This window comes from Rhodococcus sp. BP-349, from assembly GCF_019835845.1.
GTDB lineage: Bacteria > Actinomycetota > Actinomycetes > Mycobacteriales > Mycobacteriaceae > Rhodococcoides.
Map to the genome: position 1 here is coordinate 1,355,478 of NZ_JABUDR010000001.1, position 24,563 is coordinate 1,380,040.

The 24,563-nt window shown below is 68.7% G+C and carries 26 protein-coding genes; 15 read left to right on the top strand and 11 right to left on the bottom strand.

The features are described 5' to 3' along the window. Positions 1 to 37: 37 nt before the first annotated feature. Positions 38 to 559 (bottom strand): hypothetical protein, encoded by a 522-nt coding sequence (locus HQ325_RS06400; RefSeq protein WP_222627408.1) that lies wholly within the window; start codon positions 557 to 559, stop codon positions 38 to 40. Positions 560 to 766: 207 nt separating this feature from the next. On the opposite strand from HQ325_RS06400, the gene HQ325_RS06405 reads away from it, so the two are divergent. From HQ325_RS06405 to HQ325_RS06435, 7 genes are all read left to right on the top strand, one after another. Next, positions 767 to 2,002: an acyl-CoA dehydrogenase family protein gene (locus tag HQ325_RS06405; RefSeq protein WP_222627410.1), complete on the top strand. Its 1,236-nt coding sequence runs from the start codon at positions 767 to 769 to the stop codon at positions 2,000 to 2,002. 38 nt (positions 2,003 to 2,040) lie between these two features. Further along, entirely contained in the window at positions 2,041 to 3,165 is a 1,125-nt protein-coding gene (sfnG, locus tag HQ325_RS06410) for a dimethylsulfone monooxygenase SfnG (protein ID WP_222627412.1), read from the top strand. A 99-nt stretch (positions 3,166 to 3,264) separates the two neighbouring features. Continuing rightward, positions 3,265 to 4,497, top strand: coding sequence for a DUF5336 domain-containing protein (locus HQ325_RS06415; RefSeq protein ID WP_222627414.1), 1,233 nt, complete (start codon positions 3,265 to 3,267; stop codon positions 4,495 to 4,497). Positions 4,498 to 4,556: 59 nt separating this feature from the next. Beyond that, positions 4,557 to 6,029, top strand: a complete 1,473-nt coding sequence (locus tag HQ325_RS06420; RefSeq protein WP_222627416.1) for a DUF6350 family protein — start codon at positions 4,557 to 4,559, stop codon at positions 6,027 to 6,029. 106 nt (positions 6,030 to 6,135) lie between these two features. Further along, positions 6,136 to 6,780, top strand: a complete 645-nt coding sequence (purN, locus tag HQ325_RS06425) for a phosphoribosylglycinamide formyltransferase (RefSeq protein ID WP_222628978.1) — start codon at positions 6,136 to 6,138, stop codon at positions 6,778 to 6,780. A gap of 4 nt (positions 6,781 to 6,784) precedes the next feature. Beyond that, entirely contained in the window at positions 6,785 to 8,359 is a 1,575-nt protein-coding gene (gene purH, locus HQ325_RS06430; RefSeq protein WP_374107190.1) for a bifunctional phosphoribosylaminoimidazolecarboxamide formyltransferase/IMP cyclohydrolase, read from the top strand. Positions 8,360 to 8,459: 100 nt separating this feature from the next. Then, a complete protein-coding gene (locus tag HQ325_RS06435) occupies positions 8,460 to 9,920 on the top strand; it encodes a hypothetical protein (protein ID WP_261777703.1) in 1,461 nt (486 codons plus the stop codon). A 34-nt stretch (positions 9,921 to 9,954) separates the two neighbouring features. Here the strand turns inward: HQ325_RS06435 and HQ325_RS06440 are convergent, their stop codons facing one another. Continuing rightward, complete coding sequence (locus tag HQ325_RS06440) at positions 9,955 to 10,446, bottom strand: glutathione peroxidase (RefSeq protein WP_222627420.1); 492 nt, start codon at positions 10,444 to 10,446, stop codon at positions 9,955 to 9,957. 67 nt (positions 10,447 to 10,513) lie between these two features. Here HQ325_RS06440 and HQ325_RS06445 point away from each other — a divergent pair, with 67 nt between their 5' ends. From HQ325_RS06445 to HQ325_RS06455, 3 genes are read left to right on the top strand one after another with little or no spacing between them, the layout of a single operon-like run. Beyond that, positions 10,514 to 10,849 (top strand): hypothetical protein, encoded by a 336-nt coding sequence (locus tag HQ325_RS06445; protein ID WP_261778975.1) that lies wholly within the window; start codon positions 10,514 to 10,516, stop codon positions 10,847 to 10,849. 48 nt (positions 10,850 to 10,897) lie between these two features. After that, entirely contained in the window at positions 10,898 to 12,301 is a 1,404-nt protein-coding gene (locus tag HQ325_RS06450; protein WP_222627422.1) for a sigma 54-interacting transcriptional regulator, read from the top strand. After that, complete coding sequence (locus tag HQ325_RS06455) at positions 12,301 to 14,262, top strand: VWA domain-containing protein (RefSeq protein WP_222627424.1); 1,962 nt, start codon at positions 12,301 to 12,303, stop codon at positions 14,260 to 14,262. Before HQ325_RS06450 ends, HQ325_RS06455 begins: the two co-directional genes overlap by 1 nt. A 6-nt stretch (positions 14,263 to 14,268) precedes the next feature. On the opposite strand, the gene HQ325_RS06460 is transcribed toward HQ325_RS06455, so the two are convergent. From HQ325_RS06460 to rpmB, 6 genes are read right to left on the bottom strand one after another with little or no spacing between them, the layout of a single operon-like run. Continuing rightward, on the bottom strand, positions 14,269 to 14,730 hold the full coding sequence (locus tag HQ325_RS06460; protein ID WP_222627426.1) for a hypothetical protein: 462 nt from the start codon (positions 14,728 to 14,730) through the stop codon (positions 14,269 to 14,271). Between the two features lie 55 nt (positions 14,731 to 14,785). Beyond that, positions 14,786 to 15,712 carry an AEC family transporter gene (locus HQ325_RS06465; RefSeq protein ID WP_222627428.1) on the bottom strand — a complete coding sequence of 309 codons (927 nt, stop codon included), beginning with the start codon at positions 15,710 to 15,712 and terminating at the stop codon, positions 14,786 to 14,788. 31 nt (positions 15,713 to 15,743) lie between these two features. Then, positions 15,744 to 15,998: a 30S ribosomal protein S18 gene (rpsR, locus tag HQ325_RS06470; protein ID WP_027504142.1), complete on the bottom strand. Its 255-nt coding sequence runs from the start codon at positions 15,996 to 15,998 to the stop codon at positions 15,744 to 15,746. Between the two features lie 12 nt (positions 15,999 to 16,010). Next, entirely contained in the window at positions 16,011 to 16,316 is a 306-nt protein-coding gene (gene rpsN, locus HQ325_RS06475; RefSeq protein WP_222627430.1) for a 30S ribosomal protein S14, read from the bottom strand. Continuing rightward, entirely contained in the window at positions 16,316 to 16,486 is a 171-nt protein-coding gene (rpmG, locus tag HQ325_RS06480; protein WP_204866409.1) for a 50S ribosomal protein L33, read from the bottom strand. The genes rpsN and rpmG overlap by 1 nt, the downstream gene beginning before the upstream one ends. A 1-nt stretch (position 16,487) precedes the next feature. Then, positions 16,488 to 16,724: a 50S ribosomal protein L28 gene (gene rpmB / locus HQ325_RS06485; RefSeq protein ID WP_204866411.1), complete on the bottom strand. Its 237-nt coding sequence runs from the start codon at positions 16,722 to 16,724 to the stop codon at positions 16,488 to 16,490. Positions 16,725 to 16,865: 141 nt separating this feature from the next. Between rpmB and mrf the strand changes: the two genes are divergently transcribed. From mrf to HQ325_RS06510, 5 genes are read left to right on the top strand one after another with little or no spacing between them, the layout of a single operon-like run. Beyond that, positions 16,866 to 18,164 carry a ribosome hibernation factor-recruiting GTPase MRF gene (gene mrf / locus HQ325_RS06490; protein WP_222628983.1) on the top strand — a complete coding sequence of 433 codons (1,299 nt, stop codon included), beginning with the start codon at positions 16,866 to 16,868 and terminating at the stop codon, positions 18,162 to 18,164. Next, positions 18,161 to 18,418 carry a type B 50S ribosomal protein L31 gene (locus tag HQ325_RS06495; RefSeq protein ID WP_222627433.1) on the top strand — a complete coding sequence of 86 codons (258 nt, stop codon included), beginning with the start codon at positions 18,161 to 18,163 and terminating at the stop codon, positions 18,416 to 18,418. The genes mrf and HQ325_RS06495 overlap by 4 nt, the downstream gene beginning before the upstream one ends. 3 nt (positions 18,419 to 18,421) lie before the next feature. After that, positions 18,422 to 18,598: a 50S ribosomal protein L32 gene (gene rpmF / locus HQ325_RS06500; protein WP_056447007.1), complete on the top strand. Its 177-nt coding sequence runs from the start codon at positions 18,422 to 18,424 to the stop codon at positions 18,596 to 18,598. A 17-nt stretch (positions 18,599 to 18,615) separates the two neighbouring features. Then, a complete protein-coding gene (locus HQ325_RS06505) occupies positions 18,616 to 19,095 on the top strand; it encodes a cation:proton antiporter regulatory subunit (RefSeq protein ID WP_027504135.1) in 480 nt (159 codons plus the stop codon). A gap of 3 nt (positions 19,096 to 19,098) precedes the next feature. Further along, positions 19,099 to 20,274 carry a cation:proton antiporter gene (locus HQ325_RS06510; protein WP_222627435.1) on the top strand — a complete coding sequence of 392 codons (1,176 nt, stop codon included), beginning with the start codon at positions 19,099 to 19,101 and terminating at the stop codon, positions 20,272 to 20,274. Here the strand turns inward: HQ325_RS06510 and HQ325_RS06515 are convergent. The 3 genes from HQ325_RS06515 to HQ325_RS06525 all read right to left on the bottom strand — a co-directional run bounded on the left by HQ325_RS06515 (position 20,189) and on the right by HQ325_RS06525 (position 24,543). After that, complete coding sequence (locus HQ325_RS06515; protein WP_222627437.1) at positions 20,189 to 20,722, bottom strand: DUF1992 domain-containing protein; 534 nt, start codon at positions 20,720 to 20,722, stop codon at positions 20,189 to 20,191. The genes HQ325_RS06510 and HQ325_RS06515 overlap by 86 nt on opposite strands. A gap of 61 nt (positions 20,723 to 20,783) precedes the next feature. After that, positions 20,784 to 23,168, bottom strand: coding sequence for an ATP-binding protein (locus HQ325_RS06520; protein ID WP_222627439.1), 2,385 nt, complete (start codon positions 23,166 to 23,168; stop codon positions 20,784 to 20,786). A 136-nt stretch (positions 23,169 to 23,304) separates the two neighbouring features. Then, on the bottom strand, positions 23,305 to 24,543 hold the full coding sequence (locus tag HQ325_RS06525; protein ID WP_222627441.1) for an Ig-like domain-containing protein: 1,239 nt from the start codon (positions 24,541 to 24,543) through the stop codon (positions 23,305 to 23,307). Positions 24,544 to 24,563: the final 20 nt, after the last annotated feature.

Sequence of the window (24,563 nt, forward strand, 5' to 3'; positions counted from 1 at the left end):
CGCCAGGAGCGGCCGAGTCGACGTCCTGATCAGGCCGTCATGCAAGGGAATGCGTGATTTTGCCCGAGTACGTGCCCGACGTGCGATCGGGGGGCAGTGCCACGGACAGCGTCGGTGACCAGGTGACGGAGTTGGATCCCAGCACCGCCGTGGCGACCTGGGCGTTGCGTGCCGCGGCCAGCGTTCCCGGAAGGCCCGGCGTCACGACAGCGACACCTGTGGGTATAGCGAGAGGGGCCGTGTAGGTCACCTTGTCGGCGCCGATGGACGTCGTTCCTTCACCCGTTCCATTGGTGAACGCCGTACTCGACGCGGTGGCGGTCCAACCACTGAACCCGCGTCTGTCGTCCGTCACCTTGACTCCGGTGATGGACCCGGTGGCAGTGTCGAGCAACGGGTTCTCGGTCAGTGAGGCAGCTCCCGGCGCGGTGATCGAGATGTTTCCGGCCGCGATCGTGAACGTCACGGTCGTTTCCGCGGCGGACGCCGTTCCCGGAAGGACGACGGCGGCGAGGGTGACACCGGCGGCTGCTGCACCGGCGAGGACGGACTTCTTCATGAGGTGTCCTAAGAAAGGGCGGGCCTGCCGCCACCATTGGGACCGTAAATGTACCGCCGTGTTGTGATGAATAACAGAAAAATGGCAGAAAAGGCTTGAGGCGCAAAAACCGGCCGCAACCTGCGGTGTCTCGTTTAACAGGAACCGTTCGAATCACCCAGAGTGCAACGGTGGTTCCGCGTCGACCGGGGCGGTGTACTTCCGGGCATGACGATCACCGACACCCGCCCCGCCGGCGCCGCCACCGAACCGCGCTGGACCACCACTCCCACGACGTCCGCGGAATGGATCGACCGTGCCCACGAGGTGGCCGCGATTCTCGCTGTCGACGCCGTCGCTCGTGATCGCGGCACCGAGGCGCCGCACGAGGAGGTGACGCTTCTGAAGGAGTCTGGTCTGGTCACCATCCTCGGCCCGACCGAGTTCGGTGGTGGCGGGCAGACCTGGGAGACCGCGTACCAGGTGATCCGCGCCGTGGCCGCGGCAGACGGGTCGATCGGACAGCTGCTCGGCTATCACCTGCTGTGGTTCTGGGCGGCGCGTCTGGTCGGGACGAAGGAGCAGATCGCCGCCGTCGAGCAGGCCGCCACCGAGAACACCTGGTTCTTCGGCGGCGCCGTCAACCCGCGCGACAACGACGTCGAGATCACCGACGAGGGCGACACGATCGTCTACAACGGCGCCAAGACGTTCTCCACGGGCAGCCGTGTCTCCGACGTGACCGTGCTCGAGGGTGTGCTCGCCGGCACGGACACCCACGTCTTCGCCATCGTTCCGTCGAATTCCGAGGGCCTCACCTTCCACGACGACTGGGACAACATCGGTCAGCGTCGGACCGAGAGTGGCAGTGTCACCATCGATCACGTCCGCACCGACTGGAGTTCGGCTGCCGGATTCGCGAACAAGGCGTTCGAACCGCGGGTCTACAACACTCTGAACGTCCCGATCATCCAGCTGGTGTTCGTCAACTTCTACCTCGGCATCGCACGCGGCGCCCTCGAGGCGGCTGCCGACTACACACGCACCACGACGCGAGCGTGGCTGCACAGCACCGTGGACAACGCGCTCGACGAGCCCTACATCATCGACCTGTACGGGGACCTGACCGCGAAGCTGTGGGCGGCAGAGGCTCTCGCGGATGCCGTGGCCTCCGAGCAGCAGCGGATCCATGACAATGCCTGGACCGTCACCGAGCACGAGCGCGGCGAACACGAGGTGCGCGTCGCTGCGGCGAAGGCACGTGCCACGGAGGTCGCCCTGGAGATCACGTCCGGCATCTTCGAGGGTCTGGGCGCCCGCGCCACGGCGTCGAGTCATGGCTTCGACCGCTTCTGGCGCAACGTCCGTACGCACACGTTGCACGACCCGGTGGCCTACAAGCGCCGCGAGGTCGGCCGCCACGTGCTCACCGGTGAGTTGCCGCAACCCACCTGGTACTCCTGAAATCATATGTCGCGCACTATTATCGAACCGAGGACTGCATGAGTACAGAGAAGATCGCCGACGAAGTGAAGTTCGCCTACTGGGTGCCCAACGTCAGTGGTGGCCTCGTCACCAGCGACATCGAGCAACGCACCAGCTGGGAGTTCGAGTACAACAAGAAGCTCGCGCAGACGGCGGAGAACAACGGCTTCGAGTACGCGTTGAGCCAGGTGCGGTACGAAGCCAGCTACGGCGCCGAGTTCCAACACGAATCCACGAGCTTCAGCCTGGGACTGCTCCTCGCGACCGAGCGCCTCAAGGTCATCGCCGCGGTGCATCCGGGACTCTGGCAGCCGGCCGTGCTCGCCAAACTCGGTGCGACAGCCGATCATCTGTCCAACGGGCGCTTCGCCGTCAATGTGGTGAGCGGGTGGTTCAAGGACGAGTTCACCCATCTCGGTGAGCCGTGGCTCGAACACGACGAGAGGTACCGGCGCAGCGCCGAGTTCCTCCAGGTGCTGCGCAAGATCTGGACCGAGGACGACGTCGATTTCCGCGGCGACTTCTACCGCATTCACGACTTCACGCTCAAGCCGAAGCCGCTGAACACGCCCGCGCGTCCCAATCCCGAGCTGTTCCAGGGTGGTAACTCGTCGGCGGCACGGGAGAACGCAGGGCGGTACTCCGACTGGTACTTCTCCAACGGCAAGGACTTCGACGGCATCACCGAGCAGATCGACGACGTACGCCGCGTCGCGCAGGCCCACCAGCGTGAGGTGAAGTTCGGGCTCAACGGCTTCATCATTGCTCGCGACACCGAGAAGGAGGCGAGGGACACCCTCCGCGAGATCATCGAGAAGGCGAACAAGCCCGCGGTCGAGGGATTCCGCGGTGCCGTGCAGCAGGCCGGCAGGTCGACGTCGGACAAGAAGGGCATGTGGGCCGACTCGAGCTTCGAGGACCTCGTGCAGTACAACGACGGCTTCAAGACTCAGCTGATCGGTACGCCCGAGCAGGTGGCGACGCGCATCGTCGACTATCGCGACCGCGGCGTCGACCTCATCCTCGGCGGTTTCCTGCACTTCCAGGAGGAGATCGAGTACTTCGGGGCGAAGATCCTGCCGCTGGTGCGAGAGATCGAGGCCGCGCGGGCGAGCGATCGCGAACCCGTCGGCGTCGCCTGACCGAGACGTCACTCACCGCGGGTCCGTAGTGTTGGTGAGCGGCGCGGCCGCCGCAGTCGGTGGCCGCCCGACGACCAGCACCGAGGAAGAGGAATCGAGATGACCTTCTCACCAGGGGGACCCGACCACGACCACGGCCGGACGGACCCGCGGGCGACCACCTTCGGAGACCCGTCCACGGAGACCGGCCAGGTCGACAGCGGCTCTGCGACCGTCGCCCCGACTGACGGCGCGACCACCTCGTCGGCCGACGCGGATGCGGCCGAGGCCGACAGCCACACGACCGAGCAGATCGCGGCGCGGACGTCGCAGGTCGCCCGAATCGCGTCCTACGTCGTCATCGGTACTGGTGTCCTGGCGTTCCTGCTCGGTCTGTCCGCGCAGTTCGCGCTCGGCGGGGAGTCCTCCAACTTCTTCGAACGAGAGCTCGGCGACCCGACGTCGGTGGCGCTGCTCCTCCTCGCCGCACTCGTCACGGCAGCGGGCCTCCTGCCGCGGCAGACGACGTCGCCGGGACTGGTCGCCGCGTTGTCCTTCACCGCGCTCCTCACGCTGATCTTCCAGCTGGTGAACCGCGGGGCGGCATTCACCGCCTTCGGTGACACCGTCCGCGTCGGTGTCGGCATCGGGTCGATCCTGGTGCTGATCCTGTCCATCGTGCAGGTGGCCGCAGCCGTCGGTGTGCTTCTCGTCGACTCGGGAGTCGTCACCGTTCCGGCGCCGCGTCCGAAGCAGCAGCAGTTCGCTCAGCAGGGTCCCGGCCAGCAGGCATACGGCCAGCAGGCATACGGACAGCAGGGCGCCTACGGCCAGCAGGGTTACGGCCAGCAGGGTTACGGCCAGCCGCAGAGCTATGGCCAGCCCCAGGGTTACGGCCAGCCCCAGGGTTACGGCCAGCCCCAGGGATACGGGCAGCCCCAGGGATACGGGCAGCCGCAGGGTTACGGGCAGCCGGGCGCCTACGGTCAGCAGGGATACGGGCAGCCGCAGGGGTACGGCCAGCAGGGCCAGGCGCAGCCCGGCGCCTACGGTCAGCAGGGATACGGCCAGCCCCAGGGCTACGGATCGCCCTACAGCGCCCCCACCGAGCGCTACGGGCAGCCGGTCGGCCAGACCGCCGCGGACACCGCCCCCGCGCACGCCGCATCGGCGGAGTCCGTGACACCCACCACCGGCGAGCAGTCGTCCGCGCAGCAGCCGAGCACGGAGGAGCACACGCCCGAGCAGCAGGCACCCGAGCAGCAGGCACCGGAACAGCAGGCACCGGAACAGCAGGCACCCGAAGCCACCCGTGCACTCGACTTCGGCGATCGGTCCGACGACCGCCGCTGATGCGCGCCGTCGGCGCGCCTAGGTTCGCCACCGCGCCGACGGTGAGAACCTGATCGGTGATGACCTCACTACTCGATCGCGAATCGCACACGCGGGGCCGCTTCGGTCCGACTCCCGACGAGGCTCGGATGCTGCTCACCGTGGCGTTCCGGCCCGTCGGGCTGCTCCTGGCCGTCGTCACGGCCGTGGTGCTGGTGACGCTCGTCTCCGCGAACAGCGACCTGACGGGCACCTTCGGTGCGTTGGCCGCCACGTGGCTGGCCGTGCACCAGGTGCCGTTGGGCATCGCCGGTGCGACGTTGTCCATCCTCCCGTTGCTGCCCACGCTCGTCCTGGTGCGCATGGTGTCGTCGGCGGTGGCGCGGCCGCTGTCCGACGCCTCCACCCGTCGCGACATCGGGTGGGTCGTCGGTGCGGCGGTCGCGGGTCCACTCGCGATGGCGGCGGTGATGCTCGCGATGATTCACGACGCGTCCACGGTCATCGCCCTCAGTACGCCGAACGCACTCGCCACCTTCGGGTGGGTGATCCTGGTGCACGGCGTCGGTGCGGCGATCGGCTGCATCCGCGGTACCTGGCCGTCGCTCATGAGAACGGTGGTCCTGCCGCCGTGGCTCGCGGCGTCCTTCGCTCCCGCGGCGCGTGCCGGCGCGGTGCTGCTCGCCGGTGGCGCCGTCGTCGTCGCCGTCTCGCTCGTGTTGTCCTTCTCCACGCTCGGCACGCTGCTCGAGTCCGGCGGCGGGATCGGTGGAGCACTGGGCCTGACCGCGATATCGGTGCTCTATCTCCCCAACATCGTGGTCGCAGCATCCTCCGTCGTCGCGGGGTCGTCCGCCCACGTGGGCGCTGCGATGGTGTCCGTCACCGAGACGACCGGCGGTCAGCTTCCCGCCGTGCCGGTCTTGGCCGTCATGCCCGAGTCGTCGGCCCAGGTGTGGTGGCCGGTCATGCTCGTCGTCCCCGCACTCGCGGCCGTGGTGCTCGGGCGTGCCTGTGCTCGCGCGACGACCTCTCTGGCGGACGCGGTGCGCGGTGCCGCCGCTGCCGCGGTCTGCGTCAGCGTCGTGGCCGTCCTGGTCGGCGTCGTCGCCGGTGGTGCGGTGGGGACGTTCGGTGATCTCGGTGTCGATGCGCCACTGTTCGGTGTCACCACCTTCGCGTGGTGCCTCGTGGTGGGCGCGCTCACCGCGGCCGTCACCGCATGGTCGATGCGGCGCCACGACGTCCACGGATGGCACGAGGACAGCGACCGCGACGAGAGCATGGCCGACGAGACCGCCGAAGCTCCGGTGCTCGGCGCGCCGGCGGCCCTCACCGCGGCCCCGGATGTGGAACAGACGGACACGGACATCGTGGAAGCCGACGCCGAGACCGCCGACGAGAGCACGCCCGGCGACACGGACACCGGCGACACGGACATCGGCGACACGGACGTCGTCGATGCGGAGATAGTCGATCTGCCCGACGAGCCGACCCCGGGTGACGAGCCGACCGAGACCGACGAGCCCGCCGGCCCCGAGACCACCCCCTGACCGGAACCTTCCTCGGGCGAGGCCGATCGTGGGGGCGAACGGCGGACGTCTAGGCTTCCCCACGGCGTCACCCCACGCCGAGAGAGCACCTGATTCGCCCGAGCCGCTGAGGAGAAGCACACTGTCTGCCCCGCGTTCGACACCCGGGCGGGACCTCCCGGCCCGCGTGGTCGTCCTCGCTTCGGGAGTCGGTTCACTGCTCGGATCGCTGGTCGACGCGGCATCCGCTCCCGAGTTCCCTGCCGAGGTCGTCGCCGTCGTGGTGGATCGCCCGTGCGGCGCCGAGAGCGTGGGGCTGCCGTCCCGGCGAGTGACCGTGTCGGACCACGCTTCGCGTGCGGAGTGGGATGCCGCCCTCACCGAGGTCGTGAACTCCTGGTCACCGGATCTCGTCGTGAGCGCAGGGTTCATGCGCATCCTCGGGCCGGTGTTCCTCGCTCGTTTCGGCGGCCGCATCGTCAACACCCATCCGGCGCTGCTGCCGTCGTTCCCGGGCGCGCACGCGGTGGCCGACGCGCTCGCGCACGGTGTGAAGGTCAGTGGATCCACCGTGCACCTGGTGGACGACGGTGTGGACACCGGTCCCATCGTGGCGCAGGAAGCTGTTCCGGTGCTCGACGGCGACACCGAGGAGTCGCTGCACGAGCGCATCAAGATCGTCGAACGACGGCTGCTCATCGACGTTGTCGCAGCCGTCGCCACACGCGGAGTCATCACCGATGGACGAAAGGCCCAGATCCCCAGTGAATAATCCAGTGAACACGCGAGCAGTTTCTCGCGCACTCGTCAGCGTCTACGACAAGACAGGTCTGGACGAGCTGGCCGTGGGCCTCGACGCGGCGGGGGTGGAGATCGTGTCCACCGGATCGACCGCCGCGCGCATCGCCGCCGCGGGTGTACCGGTCACGCGGGTCGAGGACCTCACCGGTTTCCCCGAGACCCTCGACGGCCGCGTGAAGACTCTGCATCCGCGCGTGCACGCCGGTGTCCTGGCGGACACCCGCAAGCCGGAGCACCTCGCGCAGCTCGACGAATTGGGCGTCGCTCCGTTCGAGCTCGTCATCGTCAACCTGTACCCGTTCACCGAGACGGTGGCGTCCGGTGCGAGTCCGGACGAGTGCGTGGAGCAGATCGACATCGGCGGCCCGTCCATGGTGCGTGCCGCGGCCAAGAACCACCCGTCGGTGGCGGTCGTGGTGGACCCCGCCCGCTATGCCGACGTCCTGACGGCGGTGCAGGCCGGCGGCTTCACGCTGGAGCAGCGGATCGGGTTGGCAGCCAAGGCATTTCAGCACACTGCGGCCTACGACGTCGCCGTCGCCTCGTGGATGACCGGCACCCTGGTCCCCGCCACCGGCTCCGCGGCCGAGCAGGACGAGCACTTCCCGGCATGGATGGGTGCGACCTACGAGCGCGCCTCCGTCCTGCGCTACGGCGAGAACCCGCATCAGGCGGGCGCACTGTACGTCGACCCGTCGGCTCCGGCCGGCATCGCGCAGGCGGAGCAGGTGCACGGCAAGGAGATGTCGTACAACAACTACACCGACGGGGACGCGGCCTGGCGTGCCGCGTTCGACCACGATCTCCCGTGCGTGGCGATCATCAAGCACGCCAACCCGTGTGGCATCGCGGTGTCGGCGTCCGGCTCCATCGCCGAGGCGCATCGCAAGGCGCACGCCTGCGATCCGGTGAGCGCGTACGGCGGCGTCATCGCGTCCAATCGCGAGATCACCGTCGAGATGGCCGAGCAGGTCGCCGAGATCTTCACCGAGGTCATCATCGCCCCGTCGTACGCCGACGGCGCGCTGGGAGTGCTGCAGCGCAAGAAGAACATCCGCGTGCTCGTCTGCGAGCCGCCGACGTCGGTTCCGGAGATCAAGCAGATATCGGGCGGGCTGCTGCTGCAGGACCGCGACCGTCTCGACGCCGCGGGCGACGATCCGTCGGGCTGGACCCTGGCCGTGGGCGAGCCCGCCGACGAGGCCCTGCTGGCCGATCTGGAGTTCGCCTGGAAGGCGTGCCGCGCCGTCAAGTCCAACGCCATCCTCATCGCCGCGGACGGCGCATCGGTGGGAGTGGGCATGGGACAGGTCAATCGGGTCGATTCCGCCGAACTGGCCGTGCGCCGTGCCGGCGACCGCACAACCGGTGCCGTGGCCGCGTCGGACGCGTTCTTCCCGTTCCCCGACGGCTTCCAGATCCTCGCCGCAGCGGGAGTGGCGGCCGTGGTGCAGCCCGGCGGATCGATCCGTGACACCGAGGTCGTGGAGGCGGCGCGCGACGCCGGCGTGACCATGTACCTCACCGGATCGCGCCATTTCGCGCACTGACCACCGCGTCAGTGCCCGGCTTCGGCTGCCCGATGCCGTCGTCGTCGGGTTCGGTGCGGCGGCGCTCGGGATGGTCGGGTCGACTCGACCCTCGTACTGGTTGGACGAGGCCGCCACGATCTCGGCGACGAACAGGTCGTTGCCGGACATGGGGAGGCTGCTCACGCACATCGACGCGGTGCACGGGTTGTACTACCTGGTCATGCACGCGTGGTTCGGCATCGTGCCCCGCACGGAGTTCTGGGCGCGGGTGCCGAGCGCACTCGCTGTCGGTGTCGCGGCCGCCGGGGTCGTGGTCCTCGCCGGCATGCTGTCGACGCGCGCGCTGGCGGTGTCCTCGGGCGTGGTCTTCGCCGTGTTGCCCAGGGTGACCTGGGCGGCGATCGAAGCGCGCCCCTCAGCCATGACGTGCGCTGCCTCGGTGTGGCTCACCGTCGCGTTCGTCGCAGCGATTCGGGGGGCCGGTACACCACGGCGCCAGGCGATCGGGTGGGCCGTGTACGGCGTGGGTCTGATCGGTGTCGGCGTTCTCAACGTCTACGTGGTGCTGATGGTGGTGGTGCACGCGGCGATGCTCCCGCTCCTGAACGCGCGTCGGCCGATCGTGCTGCGGTGGCTCGTGGTGGTCGTCGCCGCCGGTGGCGCACTGGTGCCGCACGTCGTGTACGTGATGAAGCAGGCGGGTCAGGTCGACTGGATCGATCCCCTGGACCGGAGAACGGTGGTGTTCGTCGCCGTCACACAGTATTTCGACCGGTCGACGGCCTTCGCGGTGCTCGCCGCGGCACTCGGTGTCGCTGCAGGCGTGACGGCTGCCCGCCACCACCACCACCACCACCACCACCACCGCAGCGCCGCGGTCGAAGCGATGGTGGGCCGCAGAACCGTGGGATGGGTGGCGCTGGCCTGGACGGCGCTTCCCACTGCCGTCCTGCTGCTGTACTCGGCCACCGCGGCGAAGTCCGTGTACGTCGACCGGTACCTGTCATTCACGGCGCCGGGGATGGCCCTCGCCCTCGGTGTGGCGGCCACCGTCGTCGCGCGTGACCGCCTCCGGTCGACCGCGGTGATGGTCGTCCTGGCTGTCGCCGCGCTGCCGAACTTCGTGGCGCAGCGCGGTGCCTACGCAAAGGTCGGCATGGACTACAGCCAGGTCGCCGACCTGATCGGTGCCCGGGCGGAACCGGGGGACTGTCTGCTGCTCGACGACACGGTGAGCTGGGTGCCGGGGCCCATCCGACCGCTCGTCGCCGCCCGACCGGAGGCGTACGGCGACCTCGTCGACGTGGGGCTGGGAAGTACAGCGGTGGCGACCGAGTCCCTCTGGGACCAGAATCTGGCACCGTTCATGGTGCGGGACCGTATCGACCGGTGCGGCGTCCTGTGGACGATCTCGGAGCGAGACCCGACGCTGCCGGACCACGACTCCGGCGTCGCGCTCCCGCCCGGTCCCCGCTTCGGCACGGTGAACGCGTTCTTCGTCCCGGCGGAGCTCGGCTTCCGGCTGGTGGAGAGGTGGCAGTTCAGTCTCGCCCAGGTGACACGAGCGGTCCGCCCCTGACGTTCATGGGAACGGGTCAGCTCGTGGGAACGGGTCAGCTCTGCCCGAGCACCTTCTCGATGGGCTTCGCGAGCTTCTCCGGCTTGGTGGTCGGCCCGAAACGGTCGACGACCCGGCCGTCGGAGTCGACGAGGAACTTGGTGAAGTTCCACTTGATGCGGCTGCCGAGCACACCCGATTTCTGGTCGCGCAACCACTTGTAGAGCGGGTGTGCGCCGTCTCCGTTCACCTCGATCTTCTCGTGCATCGGGAACGTGACGTCGTAGCGCAGCGAGCAGAAGTTCTTGATCTCGTCGGCGTCGCCGGGCTCCTGGTGTCCGAACTGGTCGCACGGGAAGCCGAGAACCACCAGACCCTTCGGCCCGTACGTCTTGTTCAACACTTCGAGGCCCTCGTACTGCGGTGTGAATCCGCACTGCGAGGCGGTGTTGACGATGAGGAGCGGCTTGCCCTTGTAGGCGGCGAGGTCGACGGGCTCGCCGTCGATGGTCGTGGCGGTGAAGTCGTATGCACTGGTCTCGGTCACCGCTCGACGCTACCGGTAGGAGCGCACAGCGTGTTTGGTCTGTTCTCGGTGAGGGTAGACGCGGGCCATGACTCAGGACCACCGTGACGGCGACCCGGACGGCGGAATGAAGGAGGGCAGCTCCGAACGCGAACCCCGCGACGACGAACGTACTTTCCGCGCACACGCCGGCGAGGCCATCGCCGACGCCAGGAACTGGCCCGGCTACTTCCTCATCGCACTGGGTCTCGGGGCCATGGGCCTCGGGCTCACCGCTGCGGGAGGCGGTTTCGAGGGCTGGGTCATGATTCTGTTCCCGGCGACCGTGGTTCTCTGGGCGGCCGGTCTGACGGTGATCCTGCTCGAGCGCAAGCGCGTCAAGAACGCCGAGGGCAAGGATCTGACGGACCCCGCCGGCCATTGATCGAGCGGCGCACGTGCCGAAACGCTCCGACGCTCGTACGTTGGAGGGGTGACCCAGTCTCCCAGCAGTCGAGATCCACACCCGCGCCCGACCACCCTCGGTGAGCTCCGCGCGTCGGGACACGTCCAGAAGACCGTCAAGAACGAACTCCGCGACAACCTCCTCGACGCGCTGCGCGAGGGCCGTGACGCGTGGCCCGGCATTCTCGGATTCGAGAACACCGTTCTTCCGCAGATCGAACGCGCGCTCCTCGCCCAGCACGACGTCGTTCTCCTCGGCGAGCGCGGGCAGGGCAAGACCCGCCTGCTCCGTACTCTCGCCACCCTGCTCGACGAGTGGACGCCCGTCATCGACGGCTCCGAACTGGGCGAGCATCCGTACGATCCCATCGCTCCCGCATCCATCCGTCGGGCCGCCGAACTCGGCGACGATCTGCCGGTGACGTGGCGCCATCGCTCCGAGCGGTACTCGGAGAAGCTGGCCACTCCGGACACTTCGGTCGCGGACCTCGTCGGCGACGTCGACCCGGTCAAGGTCGCCGAGGGCCGCAGCCTGGGCGATCCCGAGACCATCCACTTCGGTCTCGTGCCGCGTACGCACCGCGGGATCGTCGCGATCAACGAGCTCCCCGACCTCGCCGAGCGCATCCAGGTGTCGTTGCTCAACGTGATGGAGGAGCGCGACATCCAGATCCGTGGCTACACGGTGCGGTTGCCGCTCGACGTCCTCCTCGTCGCGAGCGCGAACCCGGAGGACTACACCAATCGTGGCCGCATCATCACGCCGCTGAAGGACCGGTTCGGCGCCGAGATCCGCACCCACTACCCGATCCTGCTGACCGACGAGATCGCGGTCATCGAGCAGGAGGCCGACCTCACCGCCGTCGTGCCGCCGCACGTGCTCGAAGTGCTGGCCCGGTTCACGCGGCTGCTGCGTGAATCGCCGTCGGTGGACCAACGATCCGGCGTCTCGGCCCGTTTCGCCGTCGCCGCCGCGGAGACCGTCGGGGCGGCCGCAGTGCATCGCGCAGCCGTGCTGGGCGAGGCCGATCCCGTGGCCCGTCCCGTCGACACTCAGACCATCGTCGACGTTCTCCGGGGCAAGGTGGAATTCGAGTCCGGCGAGGAGGGGCGTGAGATCGAAATCCTCAACCACCTCTTGCGTCGGGCGACCGCCGACACCGCACGGGACTCGCTCGGGGGCATCGACCTGAGCCCGCTCGTCACGGCCGTCGAGCAGGGCGAGCCCGTGATCACCGGAGATCGGGTCACGGCGAAGGTGCTGCTGAACGAGTTGCCGGATCTGCCCGTCATCGACGAGATCGCCGAGCGCCTGGGCGCGACCTCGGACGGTGAGCGCGCTGCCGCCGTCGAACTCGCGCTCGAGGGGCTCTACCTCGCACGTCGCATCGGCAAGGACACCGGCGACGACGGGCAGACGGTGTACAGCTGATGGGAGGCAACTCACGCTACGGCCCCTATGTCGACGGTCCGGACCCGCTCGCGCCACCGGTCGATCTCCGCGAGGCCCTCGACGCGATCGGACAGGACGTTCTCGAAGGTGCGTCGCCGCGCCGCGCGATGCAGGAGATGCTGCGTCGCGGGACGAAGAACATGCGCGGCCTGGACGATCTCGCCGCGCGGGCGAACCGCCGTCGTCGGGAACTACTGAAGAACAAGAACCTCGACGGCACCTTGCAGGAGGTGCGCGAGCTGCTGGACAAGGCGGTTCTGGAGGAGCGCAAGACCCTGGCCCGTGCGTTGGACGACGACGCCCGCTTCCAGGAGATGCAGATCGCCGAGCTGCCACCGTCGACGGCGCAGGCCGTGCAGGAACTCGCCGACTACGACTGGCGTAGCAGCGAGGCGCGCGAGAACTACGAGAAGATCAAGGATCTGCTCGGTCGTGAGGTGCTCGATCAGCGCTTCAAGGGCATGAAGCAGGCACTCGAGGGTGCCACCGAGGAGGACCGCGCCCGGGTCGCCGAGATGCTGTCCGATCTCAACGACATGCTCGACGCCCACGCGCGCGGGGAGAACACCGACGAGCAGTTCGAGAAGTTCATGCGCGATCACGGCGAGTTCTTCCCCGAGAATCCCGAGACGATCGACGAGTTGATCGACGCCCTCGCGGAGCGATCCGCGGCGGCGCAGAGGCTGCGGAACTCGCTCTCCGCGGAGCAACGTGCCGAACTGGACGCGTTGGCGCAGCAGGCCTTCGGCAGCCAGGACCTGATGGACCAGCTGTCTCGGCTCGATGCGAATCTGCAGTCGGCCCGGCCGGGGGAGGACTGGGATTCCGCCCAGAAGTTCCGCGGTCAGGAGGGCATGGGACTCGGCGACGGGACGGGTGTGCTCCAGGACATCGCCGAGCTCGAGGAGCTGGGGGACCAACTGTCGCAGCAGTACAACGGTGCGGCGCTCGACGACATCGACGCCGATGCGTTGCTGCGCCAACTCGGTCCGGAGGCGGCCGCGGATGCGCGGACGTTGGCCGAGCTCGAGAAGGCGCTGCAGCGGGAGGGCTTCCTCGACAAGGGTGCCGACGGGCAGTGGCGCCTGTCCCCGAAGGCCATGCGGCAGTTAGGGCAATCGGCTCTGAAGGACGTCGCGGGCAGCATGGCGTCGCGACGCGGCGAACGGGACACCCGCCGAGCGGGCGCGATGGGCGAGCCCACCGGTGCGTCGCGTGCCTGGGAGTTCGGCGACACCGAGCCGTGGGACGTCGTCCGGACGGTGACCAACGCCGTCCTGCGCACCGCGACGGAACCTCGCGGAGACGGCGAGACCGGAGTGCGTCTGGCAGTCACCGACGTCGAGATCAGCGAGACCGAGCAACGGTCACAGGCAGTGGTGGCCCTGCTGGTGGACACGTCGTTCTCCATGGTTATGGAGGGACGCTGGGTTCCGATGAAGCGCACGGCGCTGGCGTTGAATCATCTTGTCAGCACCCGGTTCCGTGGGGACGATCTGACGATGATCGGCTTCGGTCGACACGCGCAGACTCTGACGCCGTCGGAGCTCGCGGGTCTCGACGGCGCCTGGGACCAGGGCACCAACCTTCATCACGCGCTGATGTTGGCCGTCCAGCATCTCCGTCGCAATCCCAACGCCCAACCCGTGGTGCTCATCGTCACGGACGGCGAGCCGACCGCCCATCTCGAACCGGACGGCCACGCCTTCTTCGACTATCCGCCGCATCCGCGGACCCTCGGTCTGACGGTCAAGGAGCTCGACACCCTGGCGAAGATCGGTGCGCAGGTGACGATCTTCCGACTGGGAGACGATCCCGGTCTGGCCCGCGTCGTGGACCGGATGGCCCAGCGTGTGGGCGGGCGGGTCATCGCGCCCGATCTGGACGGACTCGGCGCGGCGGTGGTGAGCGACTATCTGAACGCCCGCACGAAGCGCTGAACCGCGTCAGGTCCCGTTGAGCACCGTGCGGGTGCCCACCGGGGCCGCGAGTTGCAGCTCCATCGTGCCGTACACGGCGATCATGATGCAGGACTTGTCCTTCGCCGATTCGAGGGTGCCGGTCCGGACGGTGACCACCACCGACTCGGCGGTCTCCTCGACGGTCGCGTCGGCGCCGTAGCACTCGGGTGTCCCGGTGACGAAGTGCACCGCGATCCGGTTGTCCGGCAGCGCGGTCCACGCCTCGAACGGTGTGGACTGCGCCATCACCAGCGGCGCACCGGGTGTGAATTCGGTGCCCACCTGGTCCGCGGACACCTCGTGGGGGACCGGCGGCGAGCCGGGGACGGGCACGAGATCGGTGGGGGACGCCGCGCCGGTCTCGAGGTCGCCGACGTCGCCCGGGTCGGAGGAGCCGCATCCGCCGAGCGCGACACACAACAGCAGCCCCAGGGCGAACGACCTCATGACCTCCACGGTAGCGCGGCCGCGCGCGGGCCCTGCCGCGCTACCGCTCGCACTCTCACGCGAGCAGCGCGGCGACGAGGGCGATGACCGGAACGGACACCAGCGTCGTGACGAACGCGGTGTCGCGCGCCAGCACGGTCCCCCGGCCGTAGCGAGTGGCGTAGATGAACACGTTCTGCGCGGTGGGCAGTGCCGCGATCACCACCACTGCAAAGAGGTCGTGCCCGTCGACACGCCACACCCACCGTGCCAGGACGTAGGTGAGGACGGGCAGCACCGCCATCTTGAGGAAGGTTGCCAGCGCGACGTCGCGGCGCGGTCCGGCGCCCCGCTCGAGCACGCGCACGCCCTGCAACGACATGCCGAAGGCGAGAAGAGCGCCGGGCACGCTGGCACCGCCGAGCAGAGCGAACGGCTGCATCACGGGGTCCGGCAGTGTCAGGCCCGTCACCGCGAGAACCAGGCCGGCGAGGCCGGCGAGGACGATCGGGTTCGTGAAGGGGGCAGCCACGACCCCCACCAGCGAGGTGTCGCGTGACGACGTCGACACGTCGAGGATCGTCAGGGCGAGCGGCGAGTAGATCATGATCTGGAAGAGCAGCAGCGGCGCCACGAACGACGCGTCGCCCAGCACGTACACGGCGATGGGGATACCGAGGTTGGCCGCGTTGACGTAGGACGCGGCGAGGGCGCCGATGGTGGCCTCGGGGACCGTGCGCTTCGCGATCGTCAGGGCGATCAGCAGGTACAGGGCGCCGACGAGCAGAGCCCCCACGGCCGTGATGGCGAGCGTGGGGGAGAAGATCACCGACAGGTCGGCGCGGGCGAGGGTGTCGAACAGCAGCGCCGGGGTGGCGACGAAGAACACCATCCGCCCCAGAACGAGTCCGCCGGACTCACCGAGTACGCCCGTGCGGGCGACGACGTAGCCGATGAAGACGACCACGAAGATGACGGTGAATCCGGCGAGAACTCCTGCCACGGGGGGCCTGTCAGCCCCTACCGGTCGGCACTCAGCGGGTGGTGAACGGAAGGAGCGCCATCTCACGTGCGTTGCGCACGGCGGTGGCGACCTGGCGCTGCTGCTGGGGGGTCAGCCCGGTGACGCGGCGGCTACGGATCTTGCCGCGATCGGAGATGAACTGGCGGAGCAGGTTCACGTCCTTGTAGTCGACCTCGGTGATGCCCGCCGCGATGAGCGGGTTCTTCTTGGGCTTGCGGTCCTTCTCGACCCGGTCCTTCTTGGACGGGCCCCTCTTCACTGCCATGAGTTCTCCATCTCACCAACTGCTCTTGTGGACGCCGGGAAGTTCCCCGCGATGTGCTCTCTCTCGAACGCCGATGCGGGAGAGTCCGAATTTCCGGAGGTACCCGCGCGGGCGACCGTCCGCAGCGTCTCGATTGCGCAATCTTACCGGACTCGCATCGCGCGGCAGACGGTGGAGAGCCCGCTGCGCCGCGAACCGGTCCTCGTCGTTCGTCGAGGGCTTGCGGATCAGCTCTTTCAGTTCGTGACGACGCGCCGCGTGCCGGGCGACGATCTCGGCCCGCTGGGTGTTGCGGACGATCTTCGACTTCTTGGCCATCAGCGTTCCTCCCGGAAATCGACGTGTCGACGCACGACGGGGTCGTACTTGCGCAGCACCAACCGGTCGGGGTCGTTGCGGCGGTTCTTGCGAGTGACGTAGGTGTAGCCGGTGCCGGCGGTCGACTTCAGTTTCACGATCGGCCGGACGTCGGTGCTCTTGCTCGCCATGTCAGAACCTCTTTCCGGCTGCGATCAGACGAGTCACGACGGAATCGATGCCGTCGCGGTCGATGGTCTTGATCCCCTTCGCCGAGACCGTCAGCCGCACTCGTCGGCCGAGACTCGGTACGAAGTAGGTCTTGTGCTGCACGTTGGGGTTCCACCTCCGGCTCGTGCGGTGGTGGGAGTGCGAGACGGACTTCCCGAAGCTCGGTACCCGTCCTGTGACGTCGCAGTGCGCGGACAAGAGCCGCTCCTTCCTGTGCTGTGTGTCGTCGGTCCGCTGTGTCGACAATCGTTGTCGACAAGCGCTGGGTCGGAACTGTACGCTCGGACTGCTGTAACTGACAATCGTTGTCGACAACTCGTGAAAGGACGTGCTGTGCCGATGCAGAACCGCGAGACGGCCGACAGGAGAACGCCCCTGGTCGTGGTGTGCGGGCCGGAGGACCTCGGCGCCGCGGTGAGCGCCACGTTCCAGGAGCCGGGCACGATCGTGCTGCACCACGATCTCTCCGACGCATCCGTCGGTGTCGTGCGCCGCCGAACCGTCCGGGTGGACGACGACGGCACGGTGACCACCCGCGTCGTCGACCTCGCGGGGCTCGGGTGCTGTGTCTCCTGCCTGCTGCGGGAGGATCTGCTGCCCCTGCTGCGATCGGTGTCCGCGGACTCCTCCGTGCGGCGCATCGTCGTGCGGGTGGATCCCGCGCTGGAGGTCGAGGCGATCTGCTGGGCGGTCGAGAACACCGTCGTCACCGGCATGGTCGGGAGGGTGGACGCCACCGCATCGCGGGACGTGCGCATCGAGGCGGTCGTCGGTTGCGTCGACGGCGCGACCTGGCTCTCCGACGCCACCGGCGACGAACTCGTCGGCGAACGTGCGTTCCCGGCGGGGCCCGACGGCGATCAGGTCGTCGATCTTCTCGACGACCGCACCGTCGCGCAGGTGGCCGTCGGCAACGTCCGAGGGTCCGACCTGCTGGTCGTCGCGGACACCGGAGTCGATCGGTGGGACGCCGCCCGCCTCGACGCGGTGCTCGTGCGGCTCGCCCCACGCGCGCCCCGAGTCTGGATCCTGCCGGGCGAGCGACCTCGGAACCTGGTGTCCCGCGTGCCGGCGACGGCGCGCCGAGGATTGGTCGACGACGCCCACGCGCCGCTGCTCGACGGACAGCCGCCGCTGTCGGCGGAGTGCGGCGTCACCCTGCTCGAGTTCACCGACCGACGACCGTTCCACCCGGGCCGGCTGCACGACGCGATCGATGTTCTTCTCGACGGCGTCGTGTCCACCCGCGGTCGGCTGTGGGTGGCGACGCAGCCCGACGCCGTGCTGTGGCTCGAGTCCGCCGGCGGGGGGCTGCGGGTGGCCTCCGCGGGCTCGTGGCTCGCCGCGATGGCACCGGACGAGTTCGACGAGGTTCCCACCGCCCGCCGCGCTCTCGCCGCGCTGGCGTGGGACGAGGAGTACGGGGACCGCGCGCAGTCGCTGGTGGTGCTGGTGCACGAGGCCGATCCCGAGCACGTGTACGCGGCGCTGTCCGACGCCCTGCTCACGCCCGCGGAGCTGCAGAGTCCCGAGCGCTGGACCGAGTGGGCCGACCCGTTCGGGCAGTACCACGAAGATCCCTGCGAGACAGACAGTTCCGCCGTCGGGGCGGACGACGACAGAAGGGCTGCACAGTGAAGAAGAACGTACATCCGGACTACCATCCGGTCGTATTCCAGGACTCCGGGACGGGATCGATGTTCCTGACCAGGTCGACCGTCACCAGCGAACGCACCGTCGAGTACTCGGACGGTCGCACCTACCCGCTGGTGGTCGTCGACGTCACCAACGAGTCGCACCCGTTCTGGACCGGCGCGGCTCGGGTTATGGACACCCAGGGGCGCGTCGAGAAGTTCGAGCGCCGGTACGGCACCCGCACGAGAAAGGCCTGACCCGTGGCGGTTCCCAAGAGGAAGATGTCTCGCTCGAACACACGCAGTCGGCGCTCGCAGTGGAAGGCGACGCCACCGGATCTGGTGTCCGTCACCGTCGGCGGCGTGACGCACCGGGTGCCGCGTCGGCTGGTGAAGGCGGTGCAGACGGGGCTGTTGGACCCGTCACGACTGACCTGAGGGGTTAGCATCGCCGCATGAACGTCGACGTCACCCTGCTTCCCGGCATCGGGGTACGCAAGGATTTCGCGTTGTCCACGGGGCGACGCATCGGGGTCATCACGCGCAAGGACGGCACGAACGAGCTGATCGTGTCGAAGAAGGAGGACCCGGATTCGACGCAGGCGTCGATCACGCTGACGAACGAGGAGGCGGCGGCGCTCGGCAATCTGCTGGGCACGCCGCAACTCGTCGCGCAGCTGGGGGAGGAGCACCGCGACCTTCCCGGTATCCGGACCCGGCAGTTGCCGATCCACGAGGGGTCCCGGTTCGACGGCCGGCTTCTCGGTGACACCGCCATGCGGACCAAGACCGGGGTGTCCATCGTGGCGGTCATGCGGGCGGGCCAGGTGCAGCCGTCGCCACCGCCGAACTTCACCCTCGTCTCGGGCGATCTGCTCGTCGTCGTGGGAACGAGCGACGGCCTCGATCACGCGGCGAAGATTCTCGGTAGCTGACGGGTGGGAGAGACTGCGCTCGGACTGACCGAGCTGGGCGCTGTCTTCTTCGCGCTGGGGTTGCTCGCCAGGCTCGCTTCGCGGATCGGCATGTCCCCCATCCCGTTCTATCTGCTCGCCGGGTTGTTCTTCGGCAACGGCGGCATCGTCGAGCTCGACGGTATCGACGACTTCACCCATCTCGCGAGCGAGATCGGCGTGGTGTTGCTGCTCCTGCTCCTCGGACTCGAGTACACCGCGAACGAACTGGTCACCGGTCTGCAACGGTCGTGGACGGCGGGCCTGCTCGACCTGGTGCTGAACTTCGTGCCCGGCGCGGTGATCGCCCTGATCCTCGGCTGGGGACCCATCGGTGCCCTGGTGCTCGGCGGTGTCACCTACATCTCGTCGTCCGGCATCGTCGCCAAGGTGCTCGGTGACCTGGGCCGACTGGGCAACCGCGAGACGCCCGTCGTGCTGTCCATCCTGGTGTTCGAGGACCTCATGATGGCGCTCTACCTGCCGATCCTCACCGCGGTGCTCGGCGGTGTCAGCATTCTCGGCGGCGCCGAGGCCGTGGGCATCTCCCTGCTGGTCGTCGCCGTCGTGCTGGTCGTCGCGTTGCGGTACGGGTGGGTGGTGTCGAAGGTGGTCGCCAGCCGGGACCGGGAGGTGGTGCTGCTGAAGGTCTTCGGGCTCGCCCTCCTGGTGGCCGGAATCGCGTCGGCGATGCAGGTGTCCGCGGCCGTGGGGGCGTTCCTGCTCGGCATCGCCATCTCGGGATCCACCGCCCAGGCCGCCACCCGGGTGCTCGAGCCCTTGCGTGACCTGTTCGCGGCCATCTTCTTCGTCGTGTTCGGATTCAACACCGACCCGCGCTCGATCCCGCCCGTCCTGGGGTACGCGGTGCTGCTCGCGGTCATCACCGCCGTGACCAAGGTGGCCACCGGCGCGTGGGCCGCGAAGCAGATCGGCGTGGGACAGCTGGGCCGGATGCGGGCCGGGGCGGCACTGATCGCGCGCGGCGAGTTCTCCATCGTCATCGCGGGTCTGGCCGTCGCGGCCGGCGCCGTGGAGAGCGAACTGGCCGCACTCGCCACGGCCTACGTGCTGATCATGGCCGTCGCCGGACCCATCGCAGCCAGGGTCGTCGAGCCCGTGACGCAGCGTGTTCTGGCTGCCCGGGGTCCGGCTTCATGAGACCGGCCTGCTGCAGCACGGCCTTCTTCGCCGCGAGCGCCGCCCTCGCGGCCGCCCGGTCCTGCGTCCACTGCGCGACCACCTCGTCGGCGTCGACGCGGCCGATGGGGACCTGAGGTCCGACAGGCGCCCGCAGCCAGTCCATGATGCGCGCGTTCAGATCCGAGACGATCGCGCGGACCGCATCCTCGGATCGGACGTCGCGCAGCGCCTCCGGGAGACGCTCGACTTCCTTGCGCAGGCGTAGCGGCGTCGGCAGGAGGGCATCGCCCGACAGGTTCTCGCGCTTCAGATACCCCCGCACCCAGGACAACTCGTCGGTACTCGACGGCGGGATCGGCTTGCCGAGGCCCGGCAGGTTCTCGAAGGCGCCGCTCTCCTGAGCGGACGCGATCTGCCGGTCCACCCACGTCTGGACACTGATGTCCGACGGCTTGCGTTCCGTCATGCGACAAGACCTCCTGCTGTGCTGCTGCTCCACTATCCGACTGGGTCGGACCCGAGCTCCTCTATCCGACCGGGTCGGACCCGAGCTCCTCCACGAACTCGCGGACCAGTTGCTCCGCGATCACCCGCGCCTTGACGTTGGCGGCCTGACTCATCGTCGCGATGTGGTCGAAGGCCGCCTCCGGCGACATCCGCTGCGTGACCATGAGCAGACCCACTGCCTGACTCAGGACACTGCGACTGTCGAGTGCCGTGCGCAGAGAGGACACCTCGCGTTGCGCGCTACCGAGCAGCTGTTCCCGCAACCGAGCGAGCTCGAGGTGTACTCGGATGCGGGCGACGAGCTCCGCGGGCTGGAACGGCTTGGTCACGTAGTCGTCCGCACCGAGGCGGAGCCCTTCGACGACCGACTCGGATCCTGCACGCGCACTGAGCAACACGATCGGGACGCGCACCAACCGGCCGTCGGACCGCGCCTCGTCGACGAGCGAGAGACCGGAGCGTCCCGGCAGCATGATGTCGCTGACGACGACGTCCGGCGGGTGGGTACGAGCGTGCGCCATCGCGGAGTCGACATCGGCGAACATCGTCACGTGCCAGTTCTGCTCGCGGAGCAGTCCGACGAGATAGTCGCGCATGTCGGCGTTGTCCTCGACGAGCACCACCTGGCGCTGATCGGGTGTCGGGTCGGTCCGGGCGTCGTCCAGTGGTCGCCAGGTGTCGGCTTCACCGATGTAGCCGGCGCCCAACGCTTCCGCGACCTCCTGCGTGGTGGCGTCGGAGGCGGGCGGCGCGGAGGCCACCGTGCGGGGAAGCGTCACGGTGAACGTGGATCCCGTGCCGTCCGGACCGTCGCTCACGTCGATGGTGCCGTGCAGGGCGGCCACGAGGTCGCGCACCAGGGAGAGCCCGACGCCGGACCCCTCGCGGCTGCGACCGGCGGCGGCCGCGACCTGATAGAACCGGTCGAAGATCTTCGCTCGGTCGGCCTCGGGGACACCCGGTCCCGTGTCCGTGACCGTCAACGTCACCGTGTCCGCGTCGTCTCGCAGGCTCACGGTCACCGATCCCGCCGTCGTGAACTTGACCGCGTTGGACACCAGGTTCATCACCACGTGAGTCCACATCGTGCGGTCCATCTCGGCGAAGCGGTGGGTGACGCCGTCGAGTGCGAGGTGCAGTTCCACGCCGGCCCGCGCCGTCGCGTCGCGGAACATCGAGGCGCAGTCCGTGGTGAGCGAGACGATGTCGGTCGGTTCGAGAGACACGACGAATCCGTCGGCATCGCCGCGGGCGACGTCGAGCAGGGTGTCCACCAGTCGCTGCAGTCGCAGTGCCGCGCGCCGCGCGGTCTGCAGCGATCGCACCCGGTGCGGCGGCAGTGGGTTCTCCTGGTCGTCCACCACGTCGCCCAACGGACCCAGGAGCAGTGTCAGCGGGGTGCGGAACCCGTGGCTGACGTTCTCGAAGAACCGGGTCTTGGCAGCATCCAGCTCCTCCAGGTCGCGAGCCCGGCGGCGTTCTGCCGCATACGAGTACGCATCCGTCAGCGCCGTCGAGATGCGTCCGGCCACCAGATCGAGGAACACGCGGTACGGCTCGTCGAAGCGCCGCAACGCGCTGATGCCGGCCACGAGAACGCCGACGGGTCGGCCCGACGACGCGTGCAGGGGGAGCACGACGGCGGTCGTGCCCACGATCTCGCCGACACCGCTCGTGCTGACGCGATCGATCACGCCGCGATCGACGGTCGTGGCGGTGTGCGGCCGACCGGGGAGCGTCGCGGACGTCGAGGCGACGGGACGGATCTCGCCGAGTTCCGCGTCGTGGGTGGTGCGGAGGTGGATGGACGCGAACGGCACGTCGGCCTCGTTGCCGGCGAGCAGGTCCAGTGACGCCCGGCAGACGTCGTCGATGTCGCGGGAGGCCACGGAGATCGAGCCCAGCTCGTGCAGCACCGACATGCGGCGCTCCGCCAGCACCTGCTGGGTCACGTCGGTGGTGGCGACGAAGACCCCGTTCACCGTGTCGCCGGAACCGAGGATCGGGCTGTAGGAGAACGTGAAGAACGTCTCCTCGAGGTAGCCGAAACGGTCCAGCAGGACGCGCTGACGGGTGCGATGGACGGCGGTGCCGCGCAGGGCGTCGTGCGCCAACGGGCCGAGCTGCTCCCAGCCGACGCGCCAGCAGTCCGCGGCGCGCTGGCCCACGGCCTCGGGAAACAGGTCGCCTGCCATCGGGGTGTAGGCGTGGTTGAAGAGCTGGACCAGATCCTCGCCCCACCACACGAGCTGTCCCACCTCGGACGGGAACAGCGTGCGGATGGCGGTCACCAGTGCGTCCGGCCAGTTCTCGACCGGTCCGAGTGACGTCGTCGACCAGTCGAACTCGCGATGGGCGGTCGAGGTGGCGTCCGTGCCGGGGAACAGCTCGTCGCGGGTCGTCACGCGACCACGTGCATCATGCGAGCACACCCGTCATGCGCTGTGTGCTGTCGTCGTCCCCGGCATTCCTGATGAACCTTCCTCGCGCGTCTCCGTACAGTGTAAAGGTGCGCGCGGGGTGGTGACGACTGCGAGCGGATCAGGCCAGCGCACTCCCGGCGAGCCACTCGGACCACGGGACGCTCCAGTCACCGTTCTGCCACTGCTGCAGCGGTGCACCGCCGGTGTCGCGCACCTCGACGACGTCGCCGGGCATCGAGAAGTCGTAGAACCAGGACGCGTTGGCCCGGCTCAGGTTGAGGCAGCCGTGCGAGACGTTGGTGTTGCCCTGCGCCCACACGGTGTCCTCGAGTTCGTGCAGGTAGATGCCGTCGTTGCTGATGCGCGTCGCGTAGTTGATCGACTCCTTGTACCCGAGGCGCGAGTTCACCGGCAGCCCGTACGTCGAGGAGTCCATGATCACCGGGTTCGCCTTGTCCAGCACGGTGTAGACGCCGGGCTGAGTCCAGAACGTCAACGTCTGGCCGCCGACGGTCTCGCTGCCGCCCATGCCCATCGACGTGGGCATGGTGCGCACGAGCGTGCCGTTCTCGTACACCTCCACCTGCTTGGTGTCGTCGTCGGCGACGGAGACGTGCGAGTCGCCGATGGTGAACGACGTGGTGACGTCCTCCTGTCCGAACAGGCCCTCACCGACCTCGACGCCGTACACCTTCGCGGAGATGGTCACCGCGGTTCCGGGCGCGTAGTAGCTCTCCGGCCGCCAGTGCACGTTCTGATCGTCGGCCCAGTACCAGGACCCCGTCACGGCGGGCGTGGTCTGCACCGACAGCGTGCGCTCCGCAGCGGCGCGGTCACCGATGGGCTCGTCGAAGTGCACCACCGCGACGATGCCGACGCCGAAGGTGCCGCCGTCCGTGAGCAGGTTGCCCCCCGATGTCACGAAGGAGGGCAACGTGTAGTTGTCCGGCTCCACGGTGGTGAAGGTGCTCGTCTGCCGGTGCGCGGCGCCGTCGGTCGCCTCGGTGTCGATCTCCAGGGAGTACTGCTTCCCGTAGCCGAGCGTGGTGGCCGGCTTCCAGGTCGAGCCGTCGGGTGTGACGACCCCGTCGACGACGACACCGTCCGCATTGGTCATCCGCACCGCGGTGATAGTCCCGTTCGACGCCGTCACGCTCACCGGCGCGAGCGGGTTGACGTCGGCGGCACCGTCCGGCGGGTCCAGGGTGACGGTCGGCGCCGGAGCGGCCTGTGTCGTCTCCGGCGCGGCGCCGGAGCCGCCGTCGCCCGATCCGACGGTGCAGGCCGAGGCCAGCAGCGTCACGAACGCGAGACACGTCAGGAGAACGGTGCGAAGGAGGGCAGGGCGGGACGACATGCGGGTGCTCCGTAAGGGTG